Here is a 13,905-nt window from a genome sequence, read left to right as displayed (position 1 = left end):
CAGAAAGTCCCCCATCGGGGACTTTTTTTGATATGCGTAATTTTTTTGTACGCAAGCCAATTCTTTTTGTGTATATTCAAAAAGGATAAATCCGGAGGTATTACAATGAATATGAAATGTAGTCGCGTTTTCAAAAAAGCGTTGCCTTTGGCGTTGCTGTCTGCAACGTTTGCCGTGGTGGCTTGCGATTTTGGTTCCGAATCTAAGGATTCTAGTGAGGAACAGCCCGTTGCACCGGAAAGTACGGTTGAGGAAGGTTCTGATCAGCCTACAAAGACCGAACCAGTTGATGATGATCCTGTTGCAGAACGGGGTTCTTCGTCGAGCGTACAATCGGTAAATGGAAGTTCGTCGAGCGTTCAGTCGAGTACTCCGTCGGCATTCAAGGATGACCATTGCTTTGAAGATTGGGGGCCCTATGGTGTAGCCCGAATAAATACGGGGTATGACGCTGGTTTTAATAATTCCGGCTATTGGTATACCTATAATGATAACGAAGATGGTGGAAAATCAACCATAAAATGGGCTGCTGAGCCAGATGTGTATGGCGGTTTGGAACCGGTTCTCGAGAAATGTGTTACGGGCCTTTGTGGAACGTATAAGTTGGATAAAGGCACCTTGGACTACGATCCGTATGTGGTTGTCGCTTTTGACCTTGCGGGTAAGGATGCTGATGGCCGTGTCATACCGGTCGACGCTTCCGGCTTGGGAGGATTTGAGATTAGTCTTGCTGTCTCGGCGGCTGCTACACTTGAGTTGAGCATGGGTAACGAAGAAGATGCGAAAATCGACTTTGCACTTCCTGCTTATGATCTGGGTACATCTACTGTTGGTAAGTCGGTTCGTATTCCCTGGACCAAATTTGCCCAGCCGAGTTGGGCCAAAAACCAAATATCAACTGAAGAAGTCGTAAAAAAACTTGCATCGGTTAGAATTAGAATTCAAGCCAAGGACGGCAATAATGGCGAATTTAACATTATGAAGATTGTACCTGTAAATCGGAGCACGTTCAAAAATTGCCCCGATTATGTGCCGCCCGTTTCTTCGAGTTCGATTGTTCCGAAATCGAGCAGTAGTGTAGTGCCTCCGTCTAGCAGCAGTGTTGTTCCCAAATCAAGCAACAGTTTGGCGACTTGCGATTTTGAAACTTGGAATGGGGCCGATGGCCTAGCTCGAATAAACACGGGCTGTGATGCCGGTTTTAATAATTCCGGTTATTGGTATACCTATAATGATAGCCTTGATGGTGGAAAATCAATTATAACATGGGCTGCCGAACCAGATGAAGAATATGGTGGACTTGAACCTGTGCTCGAAGCTTGCGGTAACGGTATGTGTGGAACGTACAAGTTGGGAAAAGGCACCTTGGACTATGATCCGTATGTGGCTGTCGGTTTCGACCTTGCGGGTAAGGGTGCCGATGGTCGCGTCATCCCTGTCGACGCTTCTAGCATGAAGGGAATTGCGATTACTTTTTCTGTCACGCATGCAGCTGTACTTGAGTTGAGCCTGGGTGATGAAATGGATAAGAAAATCGGTTATGCACTCCCGGCCTATGACATGGGCAAGTCTGCTACCGGTAAGACGGTAGACATTCCTTGGTCCAAGTTTGCTCAACCGAGCTGGGCTAAGGACGACCAGAGCATTTCCATGGACGAAGCTGTCAAATCTATAGCTTCAATCCGAGTCAAGGTTCAGGCGAAGTCCGGTTCTACGGGTGAATTCAATATTATGCAGGTAGGAGAGCATGGACGCGTGGCTTGTTGCGGCCCCGGATATTGATGTTGAGGCTTCCTACAAACTACTTGCATCTTACTTATTTAAACAAAAAGAAACAAAAGTCGTTGACTAGCTCAACGGCTTTTTCTAATTTTGGCTACGAAAATCTTACAAGTACAGGAGTTCTTTACAAAATGTGGAACGAAAAGTATATCGCCAAGCTGGATAACTACCTGGCCCAGGCCCAGGCAGCTGGTGGCGCTGCCCGTGTCGATAAGCAGCACCAGTCCGGAAAGTGCACTGCCCGCGAACGCATGGAAATGCTGTTCGACGAAGGTACGTTTGTTGAAGTCGGTGCACTCCGCAAGTCGAGCAACCGCGTGCTCAAGGAAAGCAAAGTCGTCTTGGGTGACGGCGTCGTGACCGGTTACGGCAAGGTGAATGGCCGTCTGGTGTTTGCATCTTCCCAGGACTTTACGGTGGGTGGCGGCTCCTTGGGCCAGTGCCACGCCGAAAAGATTTGCCGCGTGATGGACATGGCTGTTGAAGCCGGTGCTCCGTTTGTCGCCATGAACGATAGCGGTGGAGCCCGTATCGACGAAGGTGTGTTCTCGCTCGCTGGCTATAGCGCCATCATGGCCCGCAACGTTTGGGCTTCTGGCGTGATTCCTCAGATTGCCGTGATCATGGGCCCCTGCGCTGGTGGCGCCTGCTATTCTCCGGCTCTTAGCGACTTCATTTTCATGACCCAGAACACGAGCCAAATGTTCCTTACCGGTCCGGCTGTCGTCAAGCAGGTGATGGGCGAAAACATCACTGCTGCCGAACTCGGTGGCGCTCCGGTGCACATGGCAAAGTCTGGTGTGGCTCACTTCATGTACGAAGATGACAAGAAGTGCCTTGAAGGTGTCCGCAAGCTCCTCAGCTACTTGCCGCAGAGCAACCGCAAGGAATCTGCCGAATGCAACTGCAAGATTGCCGAAGCCGCCAAGAACGACGAAGGCTTCTTCAAGAAGCTGTTCTCCAAGTCCGAATCGAACGAAGTTGCCGCTTCCTTTGATAACAGCGCCGCTATCCAGGACATTGTTCCGGATAACTATAAGCAGGCTTACGATGTGAAGGCTGTGATTGCCGCCTTTGCCGATGCCGACAGCTTCTTTGAAGTGCAGAGCGACTGGGGCAAGAACGTTGTAATCGGATTTGCTCGCCTGAATGGTGAAGCCATCGGTATCGTGGCTAACCAGCCGAAGGTGCTCGCCGGTTCCTTGGACGTGGACGGTTCCGACAAGGCAGGCCGCTTTGTTCGCTTCTGCGATGCGTTCAACATTCCGCTGCTGGCCCTTGCTGACGTTCCGGGTTACATGCCAGGTTCCAAGCAGGAATACTCGGGCATTATCCGCCATGGTGCAAAGCTCCTTTATGCCTTTGCCGAAGCAACCGTGCCGAAGGTGACGCTCATTTTGCGTAAGGCTTTCGGTGGTGCTTACATCGCCATGAACAGCAAGGACGTGGGTGCCGACTACGTGTTCGCCCTCCCGATCGCTCAGGTGGCCGTGATGGGTGCCGAAGGTGCTGTGGAAATCATCAACAAGAAGGAAATCGCTGCAGCTCCGGATCCGGTGGCCGCTCGCGCCCAGTGCATCGCCAAGTACGAAGAAGAACTGATGAACCCCTACGTTGCCGCCTCTATGGGCGTGGTCGACGAAGTGATTCACCCGGCCGATGTTCGCAAGCGCCTGATTACCGCTTTCGATGCCTTGAAGACCAAGGAACAAAAGCGTCACTGGAAGAAACACGCTAACATTCCGCTGTAATAGAAAACAAATTGTTTTTATAACGAAAAACTCGTCTTTCCAGACGAGTTTTTTTTGTTGATTGCAGATGTATTACTTTGTTCTTGTTTACTTATTTTATATGTGGTTTTACTTCTTTTTGTTGTTGTATTATAACTTTGATTTTATTTTTCTTACAATTAAAAATATCTTACGAATAAACTAGATGAATGTGTTTTAGATGTTATCTTTTACGTGGTTTGTTTTTAATAAACTAAATGTTTGTTAACAAACTAAAAAATGTTAAACATCTAATTTTTGGAGATAAGATGAGATCAAAAGAAGTTATTGCAGCTGCTGTAATGGCCTGCTGTGTTGCCTCTCAAGCACAATTGCTTGAAAAGTATAGTGACTTGCCAAAGGAAGAATTGCTGTCGCAGGGACAACCTGTTGATCGTATGGATCCGCAAGTTCGCAAGTTTGTGAATGAACACAAGTCTAAGAAGGTGGTCCGCAAACAGGTTGTTAAATCCGACCTTTTGGGCCGTAAGGGAGCCAACAAGAGTGCTAGTGTGAAGGACTCCGTGGTTTATATGGTGAATGATGGTGCGTCTGAAAGAATGCGTGTGCGTGTTGGTCGCTTGCATAAAGACTTTCCGAAGGTAAAGGGCTATCATGCTGAAATTCGCTATGATGAAGCAAAGAAAAAAACGGTTTATTATTTCAATGGAAAAGAAGTGAGTGCTTCTGAATTTGAAGCAAAAGAAGAAAAATGGAAAACGGCTTATGCCAAAAAAGCAGGTAAAATAACGCTGCCTGTTGTAAAAAATCTTACTGCAGAAGAAATTGAAAATGAATTTAATTCTTCTGATGATGTTACTATTTCCCCAGTTCGTGAAAACAAGACCATTGCTTCAAAAACATATTACAATGGAGATTGGTGGTATACTCCAGATGAAATGTGGAATGCAAATGGATTAAAAACTTACGGCCATGATAAAGGATATCAAGGACAAAATGTAGGAATCTATTTTTCTGATGGTGGGTGTGCCGATCCGACGTATTTGGGATCGTCCTACCAAAGACTAAATTGCTATTATGGTGTGCAAAGCCATGCAACAGGAGTAGCCCAGGTTCTTCATTCAACGGCGCCTAGCGCCAAAATATATGGCATGGATTGGGAAGATGCTTCTGGTAATGATGCTTTGACCGTGTCTAATCCCAATGCATATAATCCTAGAATTATGGTGGGCTCTCATTCTTGGGGCTATCATTCCAGTGATCGGGCGTATGATGATAACGATTATACGTTGGATGCCTATGTGTACAACTATCGCGTATCTGAGTTTGTTGCTGCGGGAAATAAGCGTAGTGATGACCTAACGTATAATGTAAATATAAATGCAAGAGGGTTTAATACCATTACGGTTGGTGCGTCTGTTCCTGAAAAAAAGAATTATGGCGCTCGTAATGGATATTTGCTGTTGGACTATTCTTTTTATATAAATCCTGATATGAATGGTCGCGGTGATGGCATTGCTAAACCTGAAGTTGTGAATTTTACAAATTTCCACTTCCCTGGTAAAACGGTAGAACATTTTAACGGAACAAGTGCGGCAACCCCGTTTACGGCTGGCATGGCTGCGGTATTGATGTCTCAGCGTTCAGCTTATAGAAATAACCCTGAATTGGTGAAAGCTCAGTTCATTGCATCTGAAGGTCTTGAAGTCGTGAACGCGGAAGATATTGACTATGATGATTCTCGTTTTACGGCGCACATTCCTTCGTATAGGTTGTTTACAAGTGCTTATAACAGCATTGATTATTGGCCTGGACAAACCCAGTACGAAATTTTTGGAACAAATGCTAATGGAACCAATGTGTATAAAGTTAAAAAGGAAAATGTTCAAAAGGGTAAACGCTATAGGGTTGCAATTGCGTGGATGGTGCCACCTACAGAGTTCCGTGCGACACGTGTAATTCCGCATGACTTTGACTTGGCTGTTTATGGAGCCGGTCTTGGTTCCAATGGCATTCGATCTCAGAGTTTGTTGAATAACTTTGAAGTTGTTGATTTTGTTGCAAAGGCTACTGGTCAGGCTGAGATTAGAATTATCAATTACAGGAATGATTATCCGAACTATCCGCTTTATTTGGCCTATAGCTTTGTGCGTGTTGACTAACTCGTAGCGCAAACTCTTTCTGATGTAGAGATGCTCTCGGCTGTTTTGTCGGGGGCGTCTTTGTTGAGCAGAATGGTCTAAATTAATGTTATGATGGCCATAAAGCCGTACAAATTGTCGAAAAATTGCTAATTTCGCACAAATTGCGGGAAAATCCCATATTATAGGTGGTTTTGCGGTATGCAAATTCAGTATTTTATGGGGCACCTGTATAGAAGAATATTGTGTTTTTTGAAGGTCTAAAACGCTTGTGGCCGGTGGCGACTGTCGCCCTTGCCGTAGGAATCGCCTGGTCCCAGAGCGATTCTGTTTCGGTTGTATCTGCAAGCGATGCTGAATCTGCACCTGATCCGGCAGAGACGGAATGGCAGCCGACTTACCAGTACATATCGCTCCCGCCGTCTGTAACACCTTTGAACGGGCTTTTGCCGTTCGGGGGTATTGGGTCTTCGCCTACGCTCATGAGTACGAGCAAGGGGCAGGTCTTTAGCCACGACATCGATGTTTCGACCCGTGAAATGGATGTGAGCGAAAAACGCGTGAACTCCGTTTCGCGCGATACCACTACATTGTGGACGGCGCATTATCCCGAACTTGCGGACTACGTGTCTGACATGTACAGCATTGGGCAAAAGAGTCTATGGCTGAACGATTTGGTCGGTAAGGCGAACGACGGTTACGAGACTCCCGAGACCGGTTCGGTGTTCGATATTACAATCCCGGTGACAATGCCAGCATGGATGCGTGACTTTGGCTTGGACAAGCCGAAGCTGATGCTCCAGGGGACCATGGACATTCGCTTGAAGGGTTACGGTGAAAAGGACGATGCCGAGGGTAGCACGAACACGAGCCTGTGGCCGAGCCCGACACTGAACTACACGCCGAACTTCATGGTGAAGGGTAAAATCGGTCCTTATATCACGGTTGAAATTAACAACGTTGAAGAAGGCCTTGGAGCCCGCAACCAGGTGCGTGTGGTTTACGAAGAATCTTACAAGGACGAATTCGAAGACTACATTCTGCAACGTGTGGAAGCCGGTACCACGAACCTCGCTTTGACGGGTACGGAACTTACGGGTTATTCCGAGAACCACCAGGGTCTGTTCGGTATCAAGGCTGACTGGAAGTTGGGCGACTGGCGACTCACGACGATTGCCTCGCAAGATGGTGGCGACCAGGAAGAATACAGCCTGAAGGCGAACGAGACTACCTCGGAATTTCAGGTCTTGGATAAGCAGTTTGTTGCTTACCGCTATTACTTCTTGAGTCAAAAAGTCAGGAAGGATTATGTTGATGCAAAGGTTGATAATAACTTAAAATGGAGTTACCGAGCTGAAGGACTTAAGCTCTATAAGCGTGCTGCAACTAGCTCGACTAAGACGACTGGTGTGTTTGACAATGTGAAAGCTTGGTATGTCACAGAAAATGGAAAGACTATCATAAAGGATATTGATCGCCTAGTTGAAATTCCGAAAGAGGAATTCGACTACGATATGAAGACGGGTGTGGTCAAGATTAATGGTGTATCTCGCAATACCTTGATTGCTGCTAGCTGGGATGGTGACGGTACGGGCCGTAAAGGGAATACCATCAAGAATGGTTCCAGTGTCGTGCTTATCCAGTGGGATGCTACGCTTTCGGAACTTACCGATATTGATAAGTTGATGTTGCGTAATGTGTATTCGATTGGCATTTCGGATGCAAGTTCTTCGAATTTTGTGTTGCGTATGAAAAACAAGTCGGGCATTTCTGGGGACTATCTCAAAAAGCTTGGCTTGGTTGATTCAACGACTGGCACGCCTTTAGTAAATGACGCAACAATTTTTAAGAAAGATGCTTCGGGTAACTATACCGGTGAAATGTGGCTCCCGTGTAAATTGCCAGAAGATCCTGTTTATAAAGACAAGAAGAACCCAAGAGATTTGGCCAAGCAGAACTGCTTGGAGCCGTTGCGTAACTTGGATACCACCGCAGCGATGGCTCAATTGTATACGTTGCCGGTCTATAACCTTTCCCGCTACACGAACCGTTTCTATTTCGAATCGGTGGGTAAGCGCCGTAGCTCGACGTTGAGTGTTCGTGATCCGAGCTCTAGCTATTCTGTGAGCGGTAGTTCCTGTATGGATATTTCGCCGGGTACTGAAAAGGTGACGGCGGGTTCTACAACCCTTATTCGCGGTACGGACTACGAAGTCAACTATGAACTTGGCCAGATTGAACTTTTGAGCGAACGCGCTCTTGACCCGAACAAGGAAATTAAGGTCACTTACGAATGCGAACCTCTGTTCGAAATTGACAACAAGCTTTTGCTGGGTGCTCGCGCTGAACTTCCGCTTGACTTGTATGGCTTGGGCGCAGGTTCTGTGTTCGGTATTACCGCTTTGTACAAGAGCCAGAGCACGACGGCAAAGACCCCGACTCTCGGTAACGAACCTTATTCTAGCGTGCTGTGGGGAATGAACCTCCGCTTGCAGGATACCGTGCCTGCTTTGACTGAATTGGTGAATTTTATTCCGGGTATCAACACGACAGCGCAGTCCAGCTGGCGTTTCGAGGCTGAATTTGCGGCTAGCCGCCATAATGCGAACACGAGCGATGAACAGTCTGCGTTGGTCGAAGATTTTGAAGCGACTGCTTCGGGCCTTACGTATCCGCTGACTAGACTTTCTTGGTACCAAGCATCGCCTCCGGGTGGTGTTGAATCGAATGCGTTGACTTATATTAGGAGCTTGGACTACCAGCACCAGGGCGAATTTATTTGGCACAGTAACAATACGGAACTGTACAAGAATATTTATCCGTCGGTGGGTAATTCCGATGTCGATAACCAGCACCTGACCGTTCTCAAGATGACCTTGCGTGCCAATGACAACTTGGCGGGTAATTCTTGGGGTGGTATTATGCGCCCGAACAGTAGCTACTACCAAGACTTGAGCGACATGAAATACATCGAAGTGGTGGCGCGCGGTAATGTGGGCTCCATTTATCTTGATCTCGGTTTGGTGAGTGAAGACCTTTCGATTAACGGTGAGGCCCCGAACGGTCTGTATAATGGTGAAAACGATTTGGGTACGACAACAGCCCTGCACGACAAGGGCTTGGATAACAGGAGCGGTACTGAAGAAGAACGCATAGAATGGATTTGCCAAGGCGAGAACTGTAAGATCAAAAAGCACCACAGCACTTTGAATACGGACGGTTCGACGACTGATATTGCCCGCGATAATTACGACGATGATTTGGAAAATGAAAGTGACCCGTCGATCAATATTAACGGAACCGAAAACAACTCGGGTGAACGTGCTTACGATACCGAAGATATTAACAAGAACGGTTCTTTGGATAAGGATATTAGCTTTGTCCGTTACCGCATTGACCTGTCCGATACGACGGCACAACTTGAAAAGCTGAAGAATGGCTGGCGCAAGTGGCGTATCTATTTGGACCAGTATGATACTATTGTTTCTCAGACGAGTAGCGATTACAAGGCGATTCTTTCGGAAGCGCAGTACAGTAGGCTCTGGTTGGGTAAACTGAACAACGGCGTGGCTGAAGCCAAGGTGCAGATTGTAAACCTGGCTGTGGTCGGTAACGCATGGGAAGAAAAGACTGTTGCTGATCTCTACAAGACTTCTTCGACGGAACATTCTCAGGTTGTCGAAGTGAATGGCGTCGAAATGAATGTGTCTGAAAATGTGGCCACGAGAGACAATACCTACATTAGCGTTTCGACCATTAATAATCGCGAAAATTCAAACAAGTATCATAAATCGCCGAATACTCGTACCGAACGCGATTCTGATTCGAATGCCCCGCTGAAAGAAACCGCTCTCGTTCTTGAATACCATGACATGAGCCCGGGACAAGAAGTGGGTGTCACACGTATTTTTGAAACCGACGTAAAGGATTTCTCTAGCTATCGTTCCTTGAAAATGGAAATCCATTATTTGGATAGTTCCAAGGCGGAAACGGTTCCGATTCGTTTTGCAATTCAGTTCGGTGAAGGTTCGCTTGAAGGTTCCAACGATTATTACGAATGGAGCTTCCGTCCGGTATCGTTTACCCGCAAAGATGGCGAACGCTTGCAAGATAGCCATGAACGTAACTGGCTTGATAACGCCTTTGCGATGGACTTGGCAGACTTTACAGACTTGAAGCGTGGTCGCCGTCCGCCTTACCTGAATGCCGTTGAAAAGGATTTGGGCGGTGAACGTGAAGAAAAGCTGCGCTTGGTGGGTAACCCCTCCATTACCAGCATTGACTGGATGCGCTTTGTGATTATTGCCGATTCTAGTGCTTCGGCCGAAGACCTTAAGGGTGCTTTCTGGCTAGATGACTTGCGCCTTTCGGATATGGATACCGAATGGGGCTATGCGGCACGTACAAGTGGCCAGGTAAATTTTGCTGACTTCATCTCGATTTCGGGTGCCGTTCGTTACCAGGATGGTAATTTTGCAACGCTATCGACTTCGAATGGATCTCCCAAGCCGAAGGCTTCTGCCGCGGCATCTCAGCTCGATGTGGCTGGCGACTTCACCATGAACTTGAACAAGTTCTTGAATGACAGTTCTGGATTCCATATTCCGCTGTCACTCGGCTATCATAGTTCTACCAAGCGCCCCTACATGAAGCCTACGGATGACATGATTCTGAATCGTAGCAGCTTTGTGGACATGACGGGCGACATGTTCGAAAACAAGCTCGAAGTGAATTCTGATAAGGAAGAACAACGCTTACGTGACGATGCAGAATCGAAGGGCTTCCAGTCTTATACTCGAGAAAAGTCCTTTGGCATTAGCTACCGTAAAGACTACCATGCTCGCGAAACCAAGCTTGGTGAAGTCATGTCTCAGATATTCCTTGACCGTCCGGCTTTGAGCTATTCCTATAATGAATCTGAAGGCCGTTCTACAACATCGTCTGACTCGACTTATTCTTACCACACGGTGCTCGAATATAAGTTGGGAACGTTCAGCATGTTCAAGTTCCGACCGCTCGAAGGTTTGTCGAAGTTTGAATGGTTGAAGCCGTTGTCGAAGGCTGAATTTGAACCCTGGCCGCAGACCTTTGACCTTACGATTTTCGATTTGAACTATGTCCGCTATGTGAACCAGAGCCGCGACCCGGATTTCGTGGAACCGCAGGTTGATAAGATTGTCACGTACACGACGGAACTTAGCCATAAGTTGAACATGCGCTGGAACATTTTCTCGTTCCTTACCACAAGCTATTCGTTGAATATCAAGCGTGATATGTATGGTGGTGGCGACCGCGAAGCGTTTGTGAAGAAGAACTTCTTTACCTCGCGTGATGGTGGTCTTTTTGCAAGCGACTATATCTTTGATTATGACCATACGGACCGCCGCGTGTATATATCTGGCGATAGCGTGGTGGCTATTCCGCGTGATACGATTCCGAAGATTGCTGAAAACGGAGACACGCTTGCCATTGACATGCAGAATCCGAATTCTTATGAAATTCGTTATGATACCACGACCTTCTACAAGGTGGATAGCGTGGGTAGCAAGACGTATGGTAAGTCTTTCGGTATCCTGCGTAACGAACGTTCTCGTTCTCAACAGTTCAAGATTGGCTTTAACCCGAGACTGATTCCGTTCTTGCCGTTCAGCACGAACTTTAGTTCTGACTTTAACCAGCAAAAGACTATTCCCGACGATTTCGACTTTATGGATGAAACGTCGATAGAGAAAAATTACTGGACCATTTCGCAAACGAACCGCTTTGAATTTGCTCCGTCTTTGAAGGTGCTTGATTTGGCTCGTGCTTTCGGTAAAGAAAACCCGGTGGCAACAGCGTTCGATAAAATCAAGTGGCGTGAAGTGCGCTTTAATTGGACGGCAACGACCAATACGGTGGGCGAAAACTTTACCTTGGCTCAGTTGTATGAAGATCAGGGCGTGACTCCGCTACAATATTACTTGTATGGCTTGGGTCTTGGTAACGGCTACCGTAACCGCGGATTCTTCAACATTGTCACGGGTGATATGGGACTTGACGATCGCGATGACTATGAACGCTTTGGTCAGTACAGAAACCGCCATGTCGATACGCTTGTATACCAGGGCAATTTCCGCCACTCCGTATCTCGTCAGTTCCAGGTGGGAACGGGCATTACGCTCCCGATTTGGGATATCGGTGTCACTGGCGATTTGCAGTGGAAACAAGACTTTGCGCAGGCTCGCGAATACCCGATGTACATTGATACGACTACGTTGTGGCCGAAGATTGGTGTCGGTGTGACTGTTCCGAACTTTGCTCAGAGAATTTCTTTCTTGAATGGATTCCGCAGCGTGTCGACTTTCCACCGCTTCGATTACTCTTACACGACAACGGTTCACCCGTTCCAGAGTGCCGAAGATTCTTGGGCGCATAGCATCAACTTTAACCCGCTTGTTCGTATTACGTTCTTGCTCCAGAACAGCATGCGCATTGAAAATAGCGTGCGCATGAAGATTGAAAGCACAGACAGACGCCCGAAGGAAGAAGTAATCAGTATTCCGAGTTGGCCGGATTCTACGGGTAGTATTCGCGATACGACGGAATACTTCTGGGAAATTCCATGGATTCATACGTCGCTGTATAACGACTTTATGTTCAATATCGGCGATGACTTCACGATTTCTTACCCGCTCAAGATAGACAAGGCGGTCAAGTTCTTCAAGTGGTTCTTCAAGTTCAAGAATTCTGTTGACTTGAAGCTGACGGCCGGTTACGACTACAAGAAGACTATCCGTAAGGAATATGACCCAGTAGAGGGTTACGACAAATGGAACAAGGAAAGCGGTACTGACGGAGTCTTTAAGCAGTGGAGCTTTGATGATGTCTTGTTCGCGGATAGACCGACAGAAGTCTATAGCCCGAAACTAGAATTGGTTGACAGAACGGTGCCTTCGCGTACGCATGAATGGTTTATTCGCCCGAGCGCAGGCTACCAATTCAACAAGATTGCATCGATGAGCAGTTACATTGAATACCGCCAGATTCACGAAAAACTGGATGACGAAACTCCGCACTTGCGCCAGATTCTGCAATTTGAAATTGCTTTGATGCTGAGGTTTGATTAGTGGCTAGAGTCGCTGTCGGCATGAGCGGGGGAGTGGATTCGTCGGTGGCGGCACTCCTGCTCTTGGAGCAGGGCTACGACGTTTTCGGCGTGACGCTTCGCGTGTTGCCGCCGCTTGCGAATAATGGTGCGAATCCCTATGATTCCGAAAAAGACGAAAGCGTTTTGCGCGCCCGCGCGGTCGCGAAGCGCTTGGGTATAGAGCATTATGTGGCGGTGTGTGACGATGCTTTCACGGACCGAGTGCTGAAACGCTGTCACGAGGACTTTGCGTGGGCGCGTACCCCGAATCCTTGCTGTTATTGCAATCGCTACATCAAGTTCGGCTGGATGCTTGACTTTGTGCTAGAGCACGGCGCAGACTTCCTTTCGACGGGGCATTATGTGAACGTGAAGGAGGTCGGTGGCGTGCGCAGGCTTTTTAAGGGCCGCGATGCCGCAAAAGACCAGAGCTATTTTTTGTTCGGGGTGCCCGATTCCGCCATGGCGCGGGTGATGACTCCGCTGGGTGGCATGGAAAAGCCCGAAGTTCGCGCGATGGCGGCAAAGCATGGCTTTGAAAACGCGAGCGCAAGCGATAGCCAGGATATTTGTTTTGATATTTACGGCGATGATTATACCGCCTTCTTGCAAGAGCAATTTGGCCCGATGACACGCCCAGGAAACTTCGTGACCGCCGACGGTAAGATTTGGAATAGTCACGAAGGTTACCACCGTTACACGGTGGGGCAACGCAAGGGACTTGGCGTTGCGCTGGGCGTTCCCGCATTCGTGCAAAGCGTGAATCCGGAAACAGGCGATATTCTGGTGACCGCCGACAAGTCGGCCGTCTCGGCAAGCGATGTGCGCATCCAGAATTGCGAATGGCATGGCGTAAACCCGGCTACAGGCGTGGCCTATGCCGCGGGCGATACGTTTGAATGCGAGGGCATGGTGCGTTACCGCCAGCGTCCGACCCGTTGCATGGTCAAGATTCTAGAAGACGGCTGCGCACTCGCCAGCTTTGAACAGCCCCAGTTTGCAGTCACTCCTGGCCAGTGCGCCGTGTTTTACGACGGCGATATGGTTGTTGGCGGCGGCTGGATTGTGCGCTAGTTTTTTTGCAGGTGTGGACATTTTCCGTGATGAATGTCAACGCCTTGAAATA

5 protein-coding genes are annotated in these 13,905 nt (G+C 47.9%); all 5 read left to right on the top strand.

Features of this window, described 5'->3' with window-relative positions; genetic code table 11:
* The first annotated feature begins 105 nt into the window (after window positions 1–105).
* The 5 genes from QOL41_RS01790 (at window position 106) to mnmA (ending at window position 13,853) form a co-directional block, all read left to right on the top strand.
* Window positions 106–1,782, top strand: coding sequence for a hypothetical protein (locus tag QOL41_RS01790; RefSeq protein WP_283428402.1), 1,677 nt, complete (start codon window positions 106–108; stop codon window positions 1,780–1,782).
* Window positions 1,783–1,913: 131 nt separating this feature from the next.
* On the top strand, window positions 1,914–3,533 hold the full coding sequence (locus QOL41_RS01785; RefSeq protein WP_283428401.1) for an acyl-CoA carboxylase subunit beta: 1,620 nt from the start codon (window positions 1,914–1,916) through the stop codon (window positions 3,531–3,533).
* Between the two features lie 287 nt (window positions 3,534–3,820).
* The gene (locus QOL41_RS01780) at window positions 3,821–5,674 is read left to right on the top strand and encodes a S8 family serine peptidase (RefSeq protein ID WP_283428400.1); all 1,854 of its coding nucleotides are present in this window, start codon (window positions 3,821–3,823) and stop codon (window positions 5,672–5,674) included.
* 224 nt (window positions 5,675–5,898) lie between these two features.
* Window positions 5,899–12,759 (top strand): T9SS outer membrane translocon Sov/SprA, encoded by a 6,861-nt coding sequence (gene sov / locus QOL41_RS01775; protein WP_283428399.1) that lies wholly within the window; start codon window positions 5,899–5,901, stop codon window positions 12,757–12,759.
* Window positions 12,759–13,853: a tRNA 2-thiouridine(34) synthase MnmA gene (mnmA, locus tag QOL41_RS01770; RefSeq protein WP_283428398.1), complete on the top strand. Its 1,095-nt coding sequence runs from the start codon at window positions 12,759–12,761 to the stop codon at window positions 13,851–13,853. Before sov ends, mnmA begins: the two co-directional genes overlap by 1 nt.
* Window positions 13,854–13,905: the final 52 nt, after the last annotated feature.

The organism is Fibrobacter sp. UWB10 (genome assembly GCF_900182935.1).
GTDB lineage: Bacteria > Fibrobacterota > Fibrobacteria > Fibrobacterales > Fibrobacteraceae > Fibrobacter > Fibrobacter succinogenes_O.
This window is presented reverse-complemented; position numbering and strand designations above follow the sequence as displayed.